The organism is Micromonospora sp. WMMD1128, assembly GCF_027497235.1.
In the GTDB taxonomy this organism is placed as follows: Bacteria; Actinomycetota; Actinomycetes; order Mycobacteriales; family Micromonosporaceae; genus Micromonospora.
On record NZ_CP114902.1, the window covers coordinates 907,575 to 926,253 of the forward strand.

Sequence of the window (18,679 nt, forward strand, 5' to 3'; positions counted from 1 at the left end):
CGTGGAGCACGAGGCTACGCAGGAGCTGTCGATGACGCCGGACGCGACGGCGGGCGGGACGACGCACGTCGCCGACGAGGTGGTGGAGAAGATCGCGGTGGCCGCCGCGAAGTCGGTCCCCGGCGTGGCCGAGTTGGGCGGTGACGTGGCCCGCTTCTTCAACGCCGTGTTCGACCGGGTCGGACTGGATCAGCTCGGCGACGCCCGGCGCGGCTGCTCGGCCCACGTCACCAACGGCGCGGCCGTGGTCAACCTGGTCATCGTGATCGACAGCGGTCACCCGGTGCCGCAGGTCACCGACGCGGTGCGGACCGCGGTCACGTCAGCCGTCGAGGCGTACGGACTGCGCGTCGACGAGATCAACATCCGGGTGGACGACGTGGCGATCGGTGATCCCGGCGCATCCGTGCGCTGAGCGCGAGTGGGTGCACGTCGCCGGCAAACCTGATGGCCGGCCGGGATACCGCCACTTCGGCGTCATGCCGGGCGGGTGCTCGGCGGAAGCCATCACTTCGGCGAACTGGCGTCGCCGGTGGCGTTCCGATCGCGTGACTCGGGTACGTGCCGCACGGATGCCAGCCGGATCGGCCCGTCCACGCCCGCGCTTCGCGTCGGAGCCGGCCCCGGCTGTTGTGGACGCTCGCCGGTCCGCTCGGACCACGTCGTTCGGGTGCACCTGATGTCGCTCCGGCACCACAGATGCCCCCAACCCTCGCCCCCTTCCCCCCTCCGTGGGCCACGGGGGTGCAGTGCGAGCGGTGGGTGGAACGGTATGGACGTCAAACGGGCGCGGAGACGTCCATACCGTTCCACCCACCCGGCCGGAGCGCCACGAGTGGAACGGCATGGACGTCAAACGCCCGGCCCGTCGCCGGCATCGGACCCGCCCCGCCCTGACGAGCCGGGATCCTGGCATACGCCCTGACCCACCCGAGACACGCCGCCGCTCGACCGCCTGCGCGGGCCGGCGGGGAAGCGCGCCCGGCCCCGGCGTCGGCGGAGGACGTGACCTGTGCGCGCACGCCGGAGCGGACTGCCGGATCGGGTCAGGCGTTCGGCGGGCGGGTCAGCTCGACCTCGTCGCCCGGTAGCAGCTCCACGTCGCCCGTCGGGCCGTGGACCTCCAGGATCGGTACGCCCTCGTCGAGCTGCATCGTCCGGCGCTCGTTGCCGGTCGGCATCCGGGCGATGACCGAGCTGCCGGCCTCGAGCTCGACCTGCCGACGCTGAGGCGCCTCCCGCACCCGCGTGCCGAAGGGCCTGCTGGTGGTGACCAGCCCTTCCGACCGCAGCAACGAGATTGCCATGCGGACGGCGTCGCGACCGATCTGGTGCTCCTGGCTGAGCCGCGTCTCGCTTCCGACGTTCGCTCCGGCCGCGAGTGCGCCCGACTCGATCTGCTCTCGGAGCAGGTCGGCGAGCTGCACATAGACCGGCGTGTGCGACCGGGGATCGATAACCATGCCGTAAGCCTTGTGCCTTCGTGGATGCGACCCAACAAGGCTTTATTGCTTTGATGGATTGTTGCTACGTTGCCCTCTTGCTATGGTCGCAGTAGCAAGGCGTGCTCGGGCGGTCGCCGGTGAACGTGACCCGTTCGTGGGCGCTTGCGGCTGAGTTGCCCTGGTGCCGTGCTGCGGACTGACGCCGCGGTGGCAGGGCGGGCGGGTCCGTCCGTGCGGGGCGGACGGGTGGACCCGCCCTTCCAGTCCACTCCACGCGAGAGGTGGCAGTGATGCGGGAACGGTTCGTCATCCATCTGCCCGTCGTCGCCGGTGACCTGGCCGGCGCGGTGCGCCTGGCCCGGGTGGTGGCCCGCTGGTCGGGGGTGCTCGCCTCGGCCGACCCGGGCGAGACCACCGTGTCGGCCGAGGACGAGCAGGGCGTACGCCATCGGGTGTTCTGTGATCGTCGGATGGTCGGCGGGCGGCGCTGCCGGCTCCGGGTCGACCACGACGGACCCTGCTCCCGGATTACCGGTCGGTACGCGTCTCCTTAGCGATCGTTCAGGATGGCGTTCTACACTCGGTGTCCGGACCAGGACCGCAGGACCCGAGGAGGAGCTCCGCGCATGGACGCTGACGAGATCGCCGCCGGTCGGGCCCGCTGGCAGGCCCGCTACGACGCCGCCCGCAAGCGCGACGCGGACTTCACCACGCTGTCCGGGCTGCCGGTCGACCCGGTTTACGGGCCGCCGGAGGGAACGGCGTACCCGGGGTTCGAGCGGATCGGCTGGCCGGGCGAGTTCCCGTACACCCGGGGGTTGCACCCGACCGGCTATCGCGGACGGGCCTGGACCATCCGGCAGTTCGCCGGCTTCGGCAACGCCCGGCAGACCAACGAGCGCTACAAGATGATCCTCGGCGCCGGAGGCGGCGGGCTCTCCGTCGCCTTCGACATGCCGACGCTGATGGGCCGCGACTCGGACGACCCGCAGTCGCTCGGTGAGGTCGGGCACTGCGGCGTGGCGGTCGACTCCGCCGCCGACATGGAGGTGCTCTTCGACGGCATCGACCTGGCCGGCGTCACCACCTCGATGACCATCTCCGGCCCGGCCGTGCCGGTCTTCTGCATGTACCTGGTGGCCGCCGAGCGGCAGGGCGCCGACCTGTCCACGCTCGACGGGACGCTTCAGACGGACATCTTCAAGGAGTACATCGCGCAGAAGGAGTGGCTCTTCGACCCCGAGCCGCACCTGCGCCTGATCGGCGACCTGATGGAATACTGCGCCGCCGAGATCCCGCGTTACAAGCCGCTCTCGGTCTCCGGCTACCACATCCGCGAGGCCGGCTCGACCGCCGCGCAGGAGTTGGCGTACACGCTCGCCGACGGGTTCGGCTACGTCGAGCTGGGCCTGTCGCGCGGGCTCGACGTCAACGTCTTCGCCCCCGGGCTCAGCTTCTTCTTCGACTCCCACCTCGACTTCTTCGAGGAGATCGCCAAGTTCCGGGCGGCCCGCCGGATCTGGGCCCGTTGGCTGCGCGACGTCTACGGCGCCACCAGCGAGAAGGCGCAGTGGCTGCGGTTCCACACCCAGACCGCCGGGGTGTCGCTGACCGCCCAGCAGCCGGTCAACAACGTGGTACGCACCGCGGTCGAGGCCCTCGCGGCGGTGCTCGGCGGCACCAACTCGCTGCACACCAACGCGCTCGACGAGACGCTCGCCCTGCCCACCGACGAGTCGGCCGAGATCGCCCTGCGGACCCAGCAGGTGCTGATGGAGGAGACCGGGGTGACGAACGTGGCCGACCCGCTCGGCGGCGCCTGGTACGTCGAGGCGCTCACCGACCGGATCGAGGCCGAGGCGGAGGAGATCTTCGCCCGGATCCGGCAGCTCGGCGGCGACGGCCCGCACCGGATCGGGCCGATGACCTCCGGCATCCTGCGTGGCATCGAGGACGGCTGGTTCACCGGGCACATCGCCGAGTCGGCGTTCGTCTACCAGCAGGCGCTGGAGAAGGGCGACAAGAAGATCGTCGGCGTGAACTGCCACACCGGCACGGTCGCCAAGGAGCTGGAGATCCTGCGCATCTCGCACGAGGTGGAGCTGGAGCAGCGCCGGGTGCTGGCCGAGCGGAAGTCGGGCCGTGACGACGCGGCGGTCACCGCCGCCGTACGCCGGATGGTGGAGGTCGGCCGGACCGGCGCGAACATGATCCCGGCGATGCTGGACGCGGTCCGCGCCGAGGCCACGCTCGGCGAGATCTGCGACGCGCTGCGCGCCGAGTGGGGCGTCTACCGCGAGCCCGCCCGCTTCTAGGTGGTTAGGCGGGGGCCCTTCTTAACACACGTGTGTTAAGAAGGGCCCCCGCCTTACACCTCTGAGCAGGGGTGAGAGTCGCAACGTCGACCTCGCGGGTGAACGGTCTTCGGTGCGACACGTGCGAGACTAGACAACCATGAGCGACCCACGGATCACCTCGTCGATCTTCACCCGCGGCGCGGTCGACCTCAGCGCGCTGCGCACCCCCGCACCGGCCGACACCCCTCCCGCCACACCGACACCGGGCGGTCCGCCCGCCGGGCTGCCGGGCAGCCCCGCCGGCTCGGCCGCCGTGCTCGACGTGACAGAGGCGAACATCCAGTCCGAGGTGCTCGAACGCTCGCTCAGCACACCGGTCGTGGTCTTCTTCGGCGCCGCCGGCTACCCGGAGAGCGACCAGTTCGCCCCGGTGCTGGAGCGGCTGGCCGCCGAGGGCGACGGGGCGTGGCTCCTGGCCCGGGTCGACGTGCAGCAGCAGCCCCGGCTCGCGCAGATGTTCCAGCTCCAGACGCTGCCGACGACCTACGCCATCGTCGGCGGGCGGCCGGTCGACGCCTTCCCGGGCGTGGTGCCCGAACCGCAGCTGCGGCAGTGGATCCAGGCCGTGCTCAAGGCCGCCGGCGTCACGGTCGCCGAGCCGGAGGACCCGCGACTCGACGCCGCCGACGACGCGTTGATGAGCGGTGACCTCGACGCCGCCGAGGCGGCGTACCGGAAGATCCTCGCCGAGTCACCGGCGGACGCGGCGGCGGAAGCCGGCCTTGCCCAGGTCGGGCTGGCCCGGCGGGTGGCCGGCGCCGACCCCCAGGGTGCGCTCGACGCCGCGGCGGCCGACCCCGACGACGTGGACGCGCAACTGCTGGCCGCCGACATCGAGGTGCTCAGCGGCCTGGCCGAGCAGGCATACAAGCGACTTGTCGCCACCGTCCGCCGGACCGCCGGCGAGGAGCGGGACCGGGTACGCCAGCACCTGATCGGCCTGTTCACCATCGCCGGCCCGGACGACCCCGCTGTGGCCTCCGCCCGACGAGCCCTGGCCAGCGCCTTGTTCTGAACCCGACGTACGCCCGCGCGGGCCGGCGCGCCGCCGGCCCGCCCGACCACCGAGGACGGGAGCCCATGATGCGCCGGATCGCCGTCCTCGACGCGCCGACGAACCTCGGGCTGCGCCCGCCCACGGCCAGCTCCGTCCCCGGCTGCGGCAAGGCGCCCGGCGCGCTGCGCGACCACGGGCTGCTCGCCCGGCTGCGCGCCCGCGACGCCGGCTGTCTCACCCCGCCCCGGTACGATCCGGGCGACTGGCGCCCGGGCGACGGCGTCTGCCACGCGCCGGAGATCTCCGCGTACTCGGCGGCGCTCGCCGACCGGATCGGCGCGATCATCGACCGCGGTGAGTTCCCGCTGGTGCTCGGCGGGGACTGTTCGGTGCTGCTCGGCTCGGCGCTCGCCATGCACCGCCTCGGCGAGGCGGTCGGTGGGCGGATCGGGTTGGTCTTCGTCGACGGCCACTCCGACTTTCGGCACCCCGGCAACGCCTCGTACGTCGGCGCGGCGGCGGGGGAGGACCTGGCCCTGGTCACCGGGCGGGGCCAGTCCGACCTGGCCGCCATCGAGGGGCGACGACCCTACTTCCGGGACATCGACGTGGTGGTGCTCGGCATCCGCGCGCAGGACGAATACCGCCTCGACCTCCAGGCCGCCGGCATCACCACCCGGCCGGTGCCGGCGCTGCGTGCCGAGGGCGCGGCCCGGACCGCCCAGTGGGCGCACGAGCAGCTCGTCGACTGCGCCGGCTACTGGGTGCACATCGACGTCGACGTGCTCGACCCGGCGGTGATGCCCGCCGTCGACGCGCCCGACCCGGGCGGCATCGCCTTCGCCGAGCTGGAGATCCTGCTCGCCGGGCTGGTCGACACCCCGCACTGCCTCGGCGTCGAGTTGACCGTCTTCGACCCCGACTACGACCCGGAGGGGGCGTACGCGGCGGAGATCGTGAACACGGTGGTGGCCGGGCTCGCCCCGGTGGCCGCCCCGGGCGCCGCGCCGCCCCGGCTGCTGCCGGCCGACCCGGTCGCCCCCACGGCCCCGACGCCCCGCACGGGCAACGGCCGCCGCGCGGAGCGTGGACCGGCGGCCGTGCCCGCGCCGGCCGTCGCGACGGACCCGATCGGTCCGCCGGCGGCCCCGCCCGGGGAGGGCGACCCCACGCCGGCTCCGGCCGCCGACACCTCAGTCTGAGCGCGCCCGGGTCGTTTGGGTGCACCTGATGTCGCTGTCAGCGGGCGAGGCTGCGTTCGTCCGGCGGGCGTTGCCGCGTTCGGTCGGCGGGCGAGGCTGCGTCGTCCGGCGGGCGTCGCCGTGTGCCCGGTCAGCGGGCGAGGCCGCGCAGGAAACGCTCGGCGATCGGCACCGCGCTCGTCGTGCTGGAGCCGCCCTGCTCGACGAAGACCGCGAAGGCCACGTCGCCCTGCCAGCCGACGAACCAGGCATGGGTGTGCGCCGGGTTGTCGTCGTATTCCGCGGTGCCGGTCTTGCCGTGCACCGGCTCGCCCGGCACGTCCGCCAGCGCGGCGGCGGTGCCGCCGGTGACCACGCCGCGCATCATCGTCTTGAGCGCGGCGACGGACTCCGGCTTGAGCGGCGGGCCGGCCGGCGCGAGCTTGCCCGGCGCCGGATCGACAAGCAGTTGCGGCTGCTGGAAGTTGCCCCGCGCCACGGCCGCGGTGGCGCCGGCCATGGCCAGCGGGCTGACCACAGTGGTGCCCTGGCCGATGGCGGCGGCGGCCTGCTCGGTGGGGCCGCCGTTCGCGGAGATCTTGCCGGTGAACACGTCCGCGCCGAGGTTCCAGTCGGCCTCCAGGCCGAGCGTACGGCCGGCCTGGGCGAGCCCGTCCGCGCCGAGCTGCGGGGCGAGCGAGGTGAAGGCGGTGTTGCAGGACTTGGCGAAGTCGGTGGCGAACGGCACCTTGCCCAGCGCGAAGTTGTCCGAGTTCTTGAAGATCCGGCCGTCGACCTCGGCGGTCTTCGGGCAGTCGACGGTGGTCTGCGGCGTCACCGCGCCCCGGTCGAGCAGGCCGAGCGCGCTGACCATCTTGAACGTCGAGCCGGGCGGCACCTGCGCGGTGAAGGCCAGGTTCTCGCCGGCGGCGCCGGGGCCGTTGGCGGCCGCCAGCACCGTCCCGTCGCTGATCCGCACCGCGACCAGGGCCGAGCGCCGCTTCTGGCCCCGCAACGCGGTGTCGGCGGCGTTCTGGGTGGCCACGTCCAGCGTGGTCTTCACCGGCTGCCCGGGCTTCGACGGGCTGCGGAACACCTCGGTGCCGGTGGGCTCGGTGGCGCCCTCCGCCGCCGGCCGTTCGGTGATCACGGTGACGCCGGGCGTGCCGCGCAGCCGTTCGTCGTAGCGGCCCTGCAGACCGCCGTGGCCGACCAGGTCGCCGCGCGCGTACCGGTCGGGGTGGGCCTCAAGGTCGTCGGCCTGCGCCGGGTCGACGGAGCCGAGCAGCGCCCGGGCGAACTCCCGGGTCGGGGCCAGCATGAGCGTGTCGGTGGGGAACCGGGTGCCGGGCAGATCGTAGATGCGGGGCTTGATCTGCCGGTACGCCTCGTCGCGCAGGGTGACCACCTCGACGAGCGCGTCCCGGTCCGCCTCCTTGAGGCGTTTGGGCAGGTCGCTGACGTCGACCGGAGGATCGAGCGCGGGCCGGATCGCCTTGAAGGCGGCGTCGAGCTTACGCGCCAGCCCGGGCGCGTCGGTGACCTCGCCGGCCGCGACCTGCACCCGGACCACCGGTCGGGGCGCGACGATCGGCTCGCCGGCGGCGTCCAGCACCGCGGCGCGCCCCGCCGACTCCCGGCGCAACGCGAGGTGGTCGCCGTCGGTCAGCTTCTCGTGCACCACGGCCGGCTCCCAGATCACCTGCCACTGGTCACCGCCGCCCTTGAGGCGTACCGGATTCTCGTAGGCCCAGCGGGCGCCGCCCGGCAGCGCCCAGGTCAGCCGGACGCGGGCGGTGGCGATGTCGCCGGCGACCTTGATGTCGCCGGTGCGTTCCAGGTCGGGCGGGGCGGCGGCCAGATCGCCGGAGAGCGCCTTGATCCGCTTGGTCACCTCGGCCGCCGACAGCCGTGCGCCGGTCGGCTCGATGAAGCCGACCGGTTGCAGGTCGCCCGACCGCCAGCCGCTCAGGAACGCGTCGACGACGCGCTCCGGCCCGTCCCCGTCGGAGCACCCGGTCACCGCGCCTCCGGCCAGCAGGGCGGCGACGAGCGCCGCGAGCAGCCGACGGCGGGATTTGCGGCGGGGGCGTACGGGGTACGACAGGGGCATGAAGCGGTCCCTCCGGTGCGTGCTTGACCTGCACGCTAGTACGGCGTGCGGCTCCCCACCGCCCCGCCGCCGCCTCCGCGCGGCGAGAAGGGCGGTGTGACAGTGTGATGAACATCGCCAGCCGGGTATTCCGCGACCGGCCGACCACGCACCCGCAACAGGTGAAAGGGCACAGTCCCGATCCGGACGTCCGGCCAGTGGTCCGCCGACGGAAGGGCACAACGGCAGGGCCTAGGCTGGGCGGCAGAGTGACCCACAACGCGGTGGGTCGAGGGGAGTGGCACCGATGGACCGGCGTCCGGCGATCAAACCGGGACCCGACCTCCGGCAGGCTGACACCAGCCGGGACGATGACGGCTTCGATTCGGAGACCGACGGGGATGGTTTCGGCCACCTCGACACAGGAGTGACCGGGATGACCGGTTCCAGCATCGACACCCTCTACGACCTGGGCCTGCCCACGCAGGCGCTCGTCGACGAGTCGGAGGACGCCGAGCTGGACGAGCCGGTGCCCAACGCGGAGCGGCTGGTCGCCCAGGCGGTCGTGCTGGCCGGCGACGACCACGACGCGGCCACGCTCGTGGACCGTTTCTGGCGGTTCGCGCCGGACGAGGAGCTGATCGGCTTCACCGCCGAGGAGATGCTGGAGGCGGCCCGGGCGCACCGGGACCTGGCCCAGCAGCGGGTCCCGGGCGAGCTGAAGCTGCGCATCCACGAGCCGGACGCCGAGCAGCACCACACCGTGGTCGAGATCGTCACCGACGACATGCCGTTCCTGGTCGACTCCGTCACCGCGCTGCTGAACTCCCGCCACCTCGACGTACACCTGCTGGTGCACCCGCTCGTGGTGGTCCGGCGCGAGCCGCTGGGCCGGCTCACCGAGGTCTCCGCGGACGTGGAGCCGGACGACGCGATCGCCGGCGACCTGGTCGAGAGCTGGATGCGGATCGAGATCGACCCGGTCCGCGACCCGGCCGAGCGGGAGGCGCTGCGCCGCGAGCTGCAACGGGTGCTCACCGACGTGCGCGAGGCCGTCGAGGACTGGCCCAAGATGCGGCAGCGGGCGATGGCGCTCGCCGACGAGTTGGCCGCCGCGCGGACCTCGGACAACCGCCCACCGGTGCCGGAGAAGGACATCACCGACTCGGTGGAGCTGCTGCGCTGGCTCGCGCACGACCACTTCACGTTCCTCGGCTACCGGGAGTACCGCCTGGTCGACACCGACGGGGTGGACGGCGGGCAGGCCCTCGAGGCGGTCCTCGGCACCGGGCTGGGCATCCTGCGGTCCGACTCGCCGGAGGCCCGGTCGCTGGCGTCGATGACCCCGGAGGCGCACGAGCGGGTGCTGGAGAAGCGCCTGCTCATCATCACCAAGGCCAACTCGCGGGCCACCGTGCACCGGTCGGCCTACCTCGACTACATCGGTTTCAAGATCTTTGACGATGCCGGCGAGGTGGTCGGCGAGCGGCGCTTCCTGGGCCTGTTCTCCACCGCCGCCTACCGGACCAGCGTGCAGGAGCTGCCGGTGGTCCGGCGGAAGGTCGCCGAGGTGCTGGACCGCTCCGGCCTGAGCCTGCGCAGCCACTCCGGCAAGGACCTGCTCCAGATCCTGGAGACCTATCCGCGCGACGAGCTGTTCCAGATCAAGACCGACGACCTCTACCACGCGGTGATCGGCGTGCTGCGGATGGCCGGTCGCCGGCAGCTACGCGTGTTTTTGCGGCGCGACGCGTACGGGCGGTTCATCTCCTGCCTGATCTACCTGCCGCGGGACCGGTTCACCACCCAGAACCGGCTCCGCATGCAGGACATCCTGCTGCGGGAGCTGAACGGCGTCGGCGTCGACTACACCACCCGGGTCACCGAGTCGATGCTGGCGCGGGTGCACTTCATCGTCCGCACCGACCCGAACAGCCCGCCCGGGGAGATCGACGCCGACCTGCTCGCCGAGGAACTGGCCGACGCCACCCGGCTCTGGGACGACGACTACCGGCTGGTGCTGGAGCGCAAGCTCGGCGACGAGCAGGCCAAGCACCTGTTCAGCCGCTACGCCGACGCGTTCCCGGAGGGCTACAAGGACGGGCACACGCCGTACGAGGCGATGAAGGACCTGGCCAAGCTGGAACTGCTGGAGGAGCCCGGCCAGCTCGAGATGCACCTGTTCCGCAAGCAGTTGGCGCCCCGCGCCCACGCGGGCCGGGCGAACGACGCCGACGAGACGATGGACGTGCGGTTCAAGGTCTACCGGTACGGCGAGCCGATGATGCTCTCCGCCGTGCTGCCGGTGCTGCACTCACTCGGCGTGAAGGTGGTCGACGAGCACCCGTACGAGGTGGAGCGCGTCGACGGCCGGATCTGGCTCTACGACTTCGGGCTGGAGCTGCCCGAACGGCACCAGGACCTGGCCGAGGTACGCCCGCACGTGGAGAACGCCTTCGCCGCCGCCTGGCGGGGCGAGGCCGAGGTGGACGGCTTCAACGAGCTGGTGCTGCGCACCGGGCTCACCTGGCGGCAGGTGGTGGTGCTGCGGGCGTACGCGAAGTACCTGCGGCAGGCCGGCACCGTGTTCTCCCAGGAGTACATGGAACAGACGTTCATCGCGTACCCGCGCGTCGCCGGGCTGCTGGTGCAGCTCTTCGAGACCCGGTTCGCGCCCGGCGCGGCCACGCTCGACGAGCGCCGGCAGCGCAGCGGCGACCTCGTCGACGCGATCGGCGAGGCGCTGGACGAGGTGGCAAGCCTCGACCAGGACCGGATCCTGCGCGCCTACCTGACGCTGATCCAGGCCACGCTGCGTACCAGCTTCTACCAGAGGCCGGTGGGCGGGCGGCCCAAGCCGTACGTCGCGTTCAAACTGGACCCGCAGGCCATCCCGGACCTGCCGGCGCCCCGGCCCAAGTTCGAGATCTTCGTCTACTCGCCCCGGTTCGAGGGCGTGCACCTGCGGTTCGGGCCGGTGGCCCGGGGCGGCCTGCGCTGGTCCGACCGGCGCGAGGACTTCCGTACCGAGGTGCTGGGCCTGGTCAAGGCGCAGATGGTGAAGAACGCGGTGATCGTGCCGGTCGGCGCCAAGGGCGGCTTCGTGCTCAAGCAGAAGCCGGGCGACCGGGACGAGGCGGTGGTCTGCTACAAGGAGTTCATCTCCGCGCTGCTCGACGTCACCGACAACATCGTCAGCGGCGAGATCGTGCCGCCCGAGGACGTGGTCCGGCACGACGCCGACGACCCCTACCTGGTGGTGGCGGCGGACAAGGGCACCGCGACGTTCTCCGACATCGCCAACGAGATCTCCACCGCGCACCGGTTCTGGCTCGGTGACGCGTTCGCCTCCGGCGGCTCGGCCGGCTACGACCACAAGAAGATGGGCATCACCGCTCGGGGCGCCTGGGAGTCGGTGAAGCGGCACTTCCGGGAGTTGGGGCACGACACCCAGACCCAGGACTTCACCGTGGTCGGCGTCGGCGACATGTCCGGCGACGTGTTCGGCAACGGCATGCTGCTGTCGGAGCACATCCGGTTGGTGGCCGCCTTCGACCACCGGCACATCTTCCTCGACCCGGACCCGGACGCCGCCACCTCCTACCGGGAACGCAAGCGGCTGTTCGACATGCCCCGGTCGTCGTGGGAGGACTACGACCCGGAGCTGATCTCGGACGGCGGCGGCATCTTCCCGCGTACCGCGAAGTCGGTGCCGATCACGCCGCAGGTGCGCGCGGTGCTCGGCCTCGACGACGGCGTCACGCAGCTCAGCCCGCAGGAGCTGATGAAGTCGATCGTCACCGCGCCGGTGGACCTGTTCTGGAACGGCGGCATCGGCACCTACGTCAAGGCGTCGACGCAGACCAACGCCGAGGTCGGGGACAAGTCCAACGACGCCATCCGGGTGGACGGCAAGGGCCTGCGCTGCCGGGTGGTCGGCGAGGGCGGCAACCTGGGCTTCACCCAGCAGGGCCGGATCGAGTACGCCGCGGGCGGCGGTCGCATCTACACCGACTTCATCGACAACGCGGCCGGGGTGGACTGCTCCGACCACGAGGTGAACATCAAGATCCTGCTGAACACGGCGGTCGCCGACGGCGAGCTGGACCGGCCCGAGCGCGACGAGCTGCTGGCCCAGATGACCGACGAGGTCGCCGAGCTGGTGCTGCGGGACAACTACGACCAGGCCCGGGCGATCAACAACGCCCAGGCCCAGGCCGCCTCGCTGCTGCCGGTGCACCGACGGATGATCAACGAGCTGGAGCGCTCCGGCGCGCTGGACCGGGCGCTGGAGGCGCTGCCGCCGGACGAGGAACTGGCGGTACGCACCGAGAGCGGACTGTCCGCGCCGGAGTTCGCGGTGCTGCTCGCGTACGTGAAGATCGTGCTGGAACGGGAGATCGTCAGCGAGGGGCTGGCGGACGAGGAGTGGACGACAGACGTCCTGGTCAACTATTTCCCGACCCCGCTGCGGCAGCGTTTCGCCGACCGGATGGGCCGGCACCGGCTGCGCCGGGACATCGTCACCACGGTGCTGGTGAACGAGGCGATCAACCGGGGCGGCATCTCGTTCGTGTTCCGGGTGGTCGAGGAGACGGCCGCCTCGGCGGCGGACGTGCTGCGCGCGTACGTGGTGGTCCGCGAGGTGTTCGAACTGGGCGACCTGTGGAACGCGGTCGAAGCGCTCGACAACAAGGTGTCGCCCGAGTTGCAGACCGCCGTCTACCTGGACACCCGACGGCTGCTCGACCGCGCGGTGCGCTGGCTGGTCACCAACCGGCGCTCCCCGATCGACGTGCCGGCGGAGATCGCCCGGCTGCGCGACGGAGTGACCCAGCTCATGCCGGACCTGGAACACCTGTTCTGGGGCACCGAGCGGGAGGCGATCGCGGCGCACATCGGGTCGCTCACCGACCGGGGACTGCCGCGCGAACTGGCCGTGCGGGCGACCCGCCTGATGTACAGCTTCGGCCTGCTCGACATCGTCGAGACGGCGCAGACGACCGGCCGGGAGGTGAGCGAGGTGGCGTCGGTCTACTTCGTGCTCTCCGACCGGTTCCGGGTGGACGCCCTGCTGTCGAAGATCTCCCTGCTGCCCCGGGAGGACCGCTGGCAGACACTGGCCCGGATGGCGCTGCGCTACGACCTGTACGCCGCGCTGGCCGCGCTCACCGCGGAGGTGCTCGGCTCCACCTCGGAGAGCCTCCCGCCGGTGGAGCGGGTGCAGGAGTGGGAACAGGCCAACGCGACCTCGATCCACCGCGCGCACCGGGCGATGGGAGAGTTCGACGAGTCCCGCGCCGACCTGTCCGCGCTGTCCGTCCTGCTGCGCCAGATCCGCACCCTGGTCCGGACGTCCGCGGCGGCCTGAGGTGTAAGGCGGGGCCCCCGCTTAACGCATTCGGTAGAGGCGGGGGCCCCGCTTAACACCCGACGCGCCGGCGCCGGGTCATGCGGTCATGTGTGCGTAGACGACGATGTTGTTCAGGTAGCTGCCGGCGGCCTGGTCGAACACCCCGCCGCACGTCACCACCCGCAGGCCGGGCACGGCGGACGGGCCGTAGACCTGCTCCGCCGGGAAGGCTGTCTTCGGGTACGACCGGACGTCGTCCACGGTGAAGGTGGCGGTCGAGCCGTCCTGCCGGGACACCGCGATGATGTCGCCTCGCACCAGGGCCCCGAGGCTGAAGAAGACCGCTGGGCCGAGCTTGGCGGAGTCGACGTGCCCGACGACGACGGCGTTGCCGACCTCACCGGGGCTGGCGCCGGGGGAGTACCAGGCCGCCTTCATCGCCTGGTCCAGCGGGGGCACCTGAACCGTGCCGTCCGGGTTGGTGCCGAGCGGCATGATCTCGGCGCGTACCCCGATCCGGGGTATCACGATGGTGGTGGGCACCGACCGCGCCAGTCCGGCCGGCACGCCGCCGGGCCTGCCCGGTGCGCCCGTGAGCGTCGCCGTCGGCGCAGGTCTGCCCGGCGCCGCCGCTGGTCCGCTCGGTCCCGCTGGTCGGATCGGTCCTGCGGGTCCCGTCGTGCCGTCCGGTCCTGCCGGTCCTGCCGGTCCCGTTGTCCCGCCCGGTGCCGCCGGTCCGCCCGGTGCCGCCGGTCCGCCCGGTGCCGCCGGTCCGGTTGGTCCCTGTGTTCCGGTCGCTCCGGTTGTTCCGGTCGCTCCTGCTGTTCCGGTCGTTCCCGGTAGCCCCGTTGGCTCCGTCGGATCCGGGGGGATCGACTCCGGCGCGGGGGCGTACCACGGTTTGTCGGCCTGGAGGATCCCATCGGTCGCCGGCTCGGCGGGGTCCGTCGTGCCGGCCTGCGCGATCGGCTGCGGCGGGGCGGGCGGCGGGACGGTGCGCACGGACGCGCCGATCAGGCCGGAGCCCACCATGGCGAGCAGGACGACGAGCGCCGTGCCGGCGGCACGCCACGGTCTCCCGTGACGGCCGCCGGCCCGGGTCGTCGTCCGATCAGACCAGGTCACTGGCCCGCCGCCGACGCAGCAGCACCAGGCCACCAAGCGCGGCGGCACCGATCATTCCGGCACCTCCGGTGGCGAGACCGCGGTTCATGCCGGTGGTGGCCATGCCGCCGTCACCGCCGTCGACCCCGCCGCGGGGCAGGACCACGAGTTCGCCTTCGCCGCAGGAGCCCGACAACTCATACCGGCCCGGGTGGGCGTCCTCGGAGACGTGGGCCTCGCCGTAGTAGACGAAGTCCTTCCCGCGCTCCCAGCCGGCCTCGTCCCCGCCGTGCCCGTACTCGTCGCCCCCGTGTTCGTCCTTTCCGTCCTTGCCGTGTTCGTCCTTGGCGTCTTCGCCGTGGCTGTCCTTGCCGTCCTTGCCGTCCTTACCGTCCTTGGCGTCCTTGCCGTGGTTGTCCTTGCCGTCTTCGCTGTGGCCGTCCTTGCCGTCCTTGCCGTCCTTGCCGTCCTTGGCGTCCTTGCCGTCCTTGCCGTGCTGGTCATCGGCCCAGAGGGCGGCGTCCCAGCCCGGCTCTGCGGCCTGGCCGTACTCCTCCGGGCCCTCGCCGGCGGCGGCGTCGGCCATGCCGGCCCCCACCCCGCCGGGCTTCGGGTCGGCCGGCGGTTCCGGCATTCCCGCCTCGCCCGGGCCGTGCCCGTCCTTGCCCTTGTCGTCCTTGCCCTCGGGGGCCTTGCCCTTGTCGTCCTTGCCTTCGGGAGCCTTGCCCTCGGGGGCCTTGCCTTCGGGGGCCTTGCCTTCGAGGGCCTTGCCCTTGTCGTCCTTGCCTTCGGGGCCCTTGCCGTGGTCGTCGCCGTGCCCGTCCTTGCCGTCGGGGCCCTGGTCGGCGTCCTCGGTCCAGTCGTCGCCCCGGCCAGCCCAGTCCCCGCCGTCGGCCCAGTCCCCGCCGTCGGCCCAGCCTCCGCCGTCGGCCCACTCGCCGCCGTGATCGGCCGAGTCGCCGCCGTCGGCCCACTCACCGTGCTCGCCGTCGCGGGCCGGGTGGAGGTCGACCTTGCCGGTCACCTTCGACCAGACGTAGGCGTGCTCCTGTGGTTCGGAGCAGATCTGGAGCAGGTCAACGGTGTCACCGGCCTTGACCACGTGCGGCTTGGCGATGACCTTGCCCTCGTTGTCGTGCCCGCCCGCGTTGGCCATGCCTGGGGTGAACGCGAGAAGGCCGGCACCGCCGAGGGCGGCACCCGCAACGACCTTCCCGAGCATCTTCTTAGCCATGAGCAGCGTCACTCCATCCCTGTTCGTCCTGAGCCCGACGTCAGTCGAGCTAAGGCCGACGTTAGACTCTTTCGCGACATATTCGGGGAAAGATTCGTTTTTAGAAGTTTGCCAATGATGCGGCTTTAGCGCATCAGAGGCCGCCCCGCACCCAACTACGCCTCCTGTGCCGCCTTGTCTCGCCTGTCGACATCAATGGGCCGAAAGGTGGGAACCTGGCCGATCCAGGTGCGAATGCGGCCCGGTGGCGCGCGGCGCGCTGGGCGTGGCGGGGGCGGAGGGACGGGGTGGGGGTAAGGTCGAGGGGCGCATCGAGGCATTGCCATGGAAGCGCTCCCATGCAAGAATCGCTGCACGCGGTTCGGGGAGCCACACCGCGAGCTCAGACGTCGAGGGCAGCCGGTCTCACCGGAACGACGTCCGGCTCCCCACGGCCGGTCCTGCGGACCGGTCGGCACCACCACCCTCACGCCCGTCCGGGTCGGGCGTCCCCGAAGTGACCCGTGGCGTGCACGGTCGTTCCCGCAGGGCGACCGCCGCCGCCATTCCGCCGGGCCGTACGCGGATCCGGTCTCGCCCAAGGAGATCACTGGTATGAATCTGTGGAGAAGGCTGTCCGGCCGGAGCCGGACGTTGGCGCTCACCGGCGCCGGCGTCCTCGTGGCCGGCGGGCTGGTGACCCTCCCGGTCACCGCGGCGCAGGCCGCAACGCAGTGCAGCGTGGACTACACCACCAACGACTGGGCCGGCGGCTTCACCGCCAACGTGGTCATCAAGAACCTCGGTGACCCGGTCAGCTCGTGGAACCTCGGCTTCACCTTTGGAAACAGCAGCCAGCGCGTGCAGCAGGGCTGGTCGGCGAAGTGGTCCCAGAGCGGCCAGAACGTCACCGCGCAGAACGAGTCCTACAACGGCTCGCTGGGCACCGGCGCCAGCACCAACATCGGCTTCAACGGCGCGTGGAGCGGCAGCAACCCGAAGCCGACCCGGTTCACGCTGAACGGCACGGTCTGCAACGGCGGTACGCCGCCCACCAGCACGCCGCCCACCAGCACGCCGCCGACGAGCACCCCGCCCACCAGCACGCCGCCGACGAGCACCCCGCCGACGAGCACGCCGCCCACCAGCACCCCGCCCGGGCAGAAGGTGGACAACCCCTACGTCGGGGTCAAGGGGTACGTGAACCCGGAGTGGAAGGCCAAGGCCGAGTCGGTCTCCGGCGGTAGCCGGGTGTCGAACAACCCGACCGCGGTGTGGCTGGACCGGATCGCCGCCATCGAGGGCACCCCGGACAGCAGCTCCAACGGCGCGATGGGCGTCCGTGACCACCTGGACGCCGCGCTCGCCCAGGGCGCCGGCTACATCCAGTTCGTCATCTACAACCTGCCCGGCCGGGACTGCTCCGCGCTCGCCTCGAACGGTGAGCTGGGCCCGGACGAGCTGCCGCGCTACAAGTCCGAGTACATCGACCCGATCGCCGCGATCCAGAACGACGCGAAGTACAAGAGCCTGCGCATCGTCAACATCATCGAGATCGACTCGCTGCCGAACCTGGTGACCAACACCTCGGGCAACCCGGGCGGCACCGTGATGTGTGACACCGTCAAGGCCAACGGCGCGTACGTCAACGGCGTCGGCTACGCGCTGGCCAAGCTGGGCGCGATCGGCAACGTCTACAACTACATCGACGCCGGTCACCACGGCTGGCTCGGCTGGGACAGCAACTTCGGCCCGGTCGCCGACCAGCTGAAGGCCGCCGCCGTCGCGTCCGGCAGCACCGTGCACAACGTGCAGGGCTTCATCACCAACACGGCGAACTACTCCGCGCTCCGCGAGCCGTACATCAAGGTCACCGACTCGGTGAACGGCCAGACCGTGCGGCAGTCCAAGTGGATCGACTGGAACCAGTACGTGGACGAGCTCTCGTTCGCCCAGGCGTTCCGGCAGAAGCTGGTCTCGATCGGCTTCGACAGCAACATCGGCATGCTGATCGACACCTCCCGCAACGGCTGGGGCGGCTCCGCCCGGCCCACCGGCCCGGGCCCGTCGACCAGCGTGGACGCCTACGTCGACGGCGGTCGGGTCGACCGTCGCTTCCACGCCGGTAACTGGTGCAACCAGGCTGGTGCGGGTCTCGGCGAGCGGCCGAAGGCGGCGCCGGAGTCCGGCATCGACGCCTACGTCTGGGTGAAGCCCCCGGGCGAGTCGGACGGCTCCAGCAAGGAGATCCCGAACAACGAGGGCAAGGGCTTCGACCGGATGTGCGACCCGACGTACACCGGCAACGCCCGCAACGGGAACAGCATGTCCGGTGCCCTGCCGGACGCGCCGATCTCCGGCGCCTGGTTCGCGGCCCAGTTCGCGCAGCTGATGCAGAACGCCTACCCGGCTCTCTGAGCCACGGCGGACCACCCGCGGCGGCGGGAGTGAGGCACCGCCGCGCGGGTTCCCCGGGCCCCTGGTCGACGCCCACGTCGACCAGGGGCCCTCGGCTGTCCCCGGGTTCAGGTCAGGGCACCGTCTTCTCGATCGCCGCCCGACCCAGCTCGGCCAGGTCGCGGCGCGCCCGTTCCAGGTTTTCCGGGGTGACGTCCTGACCGCGCGCCCGTACCAGGTCCGCCGGCTCCCACGGCTGCTCGGCGCCGGTGCGGACGTTGTCCCCGCCGGCTCCGGTGCCGGTGCCGGTCGCGCCGGTCCCGGCCGCGTACGGGTCACCGAGGACGTCCGGCGACCCGGTGTCGGCCACCGCGCCGTCCGGCTCGGTGAACGTGGGGTTGTCCGGGTCGGCGCCGCCGGCACGCAACTGCGGCACCGTGCTGTCGTCGTCCACCGCCGAGGCCACCTCGGGGGTCTCCTCCAGCGGGCGCTCGCCACCGGGGTCACGATCGGTCATGCTGCTGCCTCCTGTCCCCATCG

The 18,679-nt window shown here is 72.0% G+C and carries 11 protein-coding genes and 2 pseudogenes; 7 read left to right on the forward strand and 6 right to left on the reverse strand.

The features are described 5' to 3' along the window. Position 1 precedes the first annotated feature (1 nt). Positions 2-415 carry an Asp23/Gls24 family envelope stress response protein gene (locus tag O7602_RS04430; protein WP_281586950.1) on the forward strand — a complete coding sequence of 138 codons (414 nt, stop codon included), beginning with the start codon at positions 2-4 and terminating at the stop codon, positions 413-415. A 631-nt stretch (positions 416-1,046) separates the two neighbouring features. Here O7602_RS04430 and O7602_RS04435 read toward each other — a convergent pair. After that, entirely contained in the window at positions 1,047-1,463 is a 417-nt protein-coding gene (locus O7602_RS04435; RefSeq protein WP_281586951.1) for a winged helix-turn-helix domain-containing protein, read from the reverse strand. A gap of 272 nt (positions 1,464-1,735) precedes the next feature. Between O7602_RS04435 and O7602_RS04440 the strand changes: the two genes are divergently transcribed. The 4 genes from O7602_RS04440 (at position 1,736) to O7602_RS04455 (ending at position 6,001) form a co-directional block, all read left to right on the forward strand. After that, entirely contained in the window at positions 1,736-1,999 is a 264-nt protein-coding gene (locus tag O7602_RS04440) for a hypothetical protein (RefSeq protein ID WP_281586952.1), read from the forward strand. 72 nt (positions 2,000-2,071) lie between these two features. Next, positions 2,072-3,760, forward strand: a complete 1,689-nt coding sequence (locus O7602_RS04445; RefSeq protein WP_281586953.1) for a methylmalonyl-CoA mutase family protein — start codon at positions 2,072-2,074, stop codon at positions 3,758-3,760. Positions 3,761-3,899: 139 nt separating this feature from the next. Beyond that, on the forward strand, positions 3,900-4,817 hold the full coding sequence (locus tag O7602_RS04450) for a tetratricopeptide repeat protein (protein WP_281586954.1): 918 nt from the start codon (positions 3,900-3,902) through the stop codon (positions 4,815-4,817). 65 nt (positions 4,818-4,882) lie between these two features. Then, positions 4,883-6,001, forward strand: a complete 1,119-nt coding sequence (locus tag O7602_RS04455) for an arginase family protein (RefSeq protein ID WP_281586955.1) — start codon at positions 4,883-4,885, stop codon at positions 5,999-6,001. Positions 6,002-6,131: 130 nt separating this feature from the next. Here the strand turns inward: O7602_RS04455 and O7602_RS04460 are convergent, their stop codons facing one another. After that, on the reverse strand, positions 6,132-8,093 hold the full coding sequence (locus O7602_RS04460) for a penicillin-binding transpeptidase domain-containing protein (protein WP_281586956.1): 1,962 nt from the start codon (positions 8,091-8,093) through the stop codon (positions 6,132-6,134). A gap of 286 nt (positions 8,094-8,379) precedes the next feature. Here O7602_RS04460 and O7602_RS04465 point away from each other — a divergent pair, with 286 nt between their 5' ends. Next, positions 8,380-13,443: an NAD-glutamate dehydrogenase gene (locus O7602_RS04465; protein ID WP_281586957.1), complete on the forward strand. Its 5,064-nt coding sequence runs from the start codon at positions 8,380-8,382 to the stop codon at positions 13,441-13,443. A gap of 78 nt (positions 13,444-13,521) precedes the next feature. Here the strand turns inward: O7602_RS04465 and O7602_RS04470 are convergent. The 3 genes and pseudogenes from O7602_RS04470 to O7602_RS04480 form a co-directional block, all read right to left on the reverse strand. Then, positions 13,522-13,989: pseudogene (locus O7602_RS04470) on the reverse strand (class F sortase); the annotation flags it as partial. Positions 13,990-14,379: 390 nt separating this feature from the next. After that, positions 14,380-14,550, reverse strand: a pseudogene (locus O7602_RS04475) (class F sortase); the annotation flags it as partial. Continuing rightward, entirely contained in the window at positions 14,537-15,763 is a 1,227-nt protein-coding gene (locus O7602_RS04480; protein WP_281586958.1) for a hypothetical protein, read from the reverse strand. The pseudogene O7602_RS04475 and the gene O7602_RS04480, both read right to left, overlap by 14 nt. Before the next feature lie 594 nt (positions 15,764-16,357). Here O7602_RS04480 and O7602_RS04485 point away from each other — a divergent pair. Then, complete coding sequence (locus tag O7602_RS04485) at positions 16,358-18,160, forward strand: glycoside hydrolase family 6 protein (protein ID WP_281586959.1); 1,803 nt, start codon at positions 16,358-16,360, stop codon at positions 18,158-18,160. 112 nt (positions 18,161-18,272) lie between these two features. On the opposite strand, the gene O7602_RS04490 is transcribed toward O7602_RS04485, so the two are convergent. Then, complete coding sequence (locus O7602_RS04490) at positions 18,273-18,656, reverse strand: hypothetical protein (RefSeq protein WP_281586960.1); 384 nt, start codon at positions 18,654-18,656, stop codon at positions 18,273-18,275. Positions 18,657-18,679: the final 23 nt, after the last annotated feature.

What these genes read in the sequence shown, in the direction of transcription:
- O7602_RS04435 (WP_281586951.1), bottom strand. Translation starts at nt 1,463, where the DNA reads ATGGTTATCGATCCCCGGTCGCACACGCCGGTCTATGTGCAGCTCGCC.
- O7602_RS04440 (WP_281586952.1), top strand. Translation starts at nt 1,736, where the DNA reads ATGCGGGAACGGTTCGTCATCCATCTGCCCGTCGTCGCCGGTGACCTG.
- O7602_RS04445 (WP_281586953.1), top strand. Translation starts at nt 2,072, where the DNA reads ATGGACGCTGACGAGATCGCCGCCGGTCGGGCCCGCTGGCAGGCCCGC.
- O7602_RS04450 (WP_281586954.1), top strand. Translation starts at nt 3,900, where the DNA reads ATGAGCGACCCACGGATCACCTCGTCGATCTTCACCCGCGGCGCGGTC.
- O7602_RS04455 (WP_281586955.1), top strand. Translation starts at nt 4,883, where the DNA reads ATGATGCGCCGGATCGCCGTCCTCGACGCGCCGACGAACCTCGGGCTG.
- O7602_RS04460 (WP_281586956.1), bottom strand. Translation starts at nt 8,093, where the DNA reads ATGCCCCTGTCGTACCCCGTACGCCCCCGCCGCAAATCCCGCCGTCGG.
- O7602_RS04465 (WP_281586957.1), top strand. Translation starts at nt 8,380, where the DNA reads ATGGACCGGCGTCCGGCGATCAAACCGGGACCCGACCTCCGGCAGGCT.
- O7602_RS04480 (WP_281586958.1), bottom strand. Translation starts at nt 15,763, where the DNA reads ATGGCTAAGAAGATGCTCGGGAAGGTCGTTGCGGGTGCCGCCCTCGGC.
- O7602_RS04485 (WP_281586959.1), top strand. Translation starts at nt 16,358, where the DNA reads ATGAATCTGTGGAGAAGGCTGTCCGGCCGGAGCCGGACGTTGGCGCTC.
- O7602_RS04490 (WP_281586960.1), bottom strand. Translation starts at nt 18,656, where the DNA reads ATGACCGATCGTGACCCCGGTGGCGAGCGCCCGCTGGAGGAGACCCCC.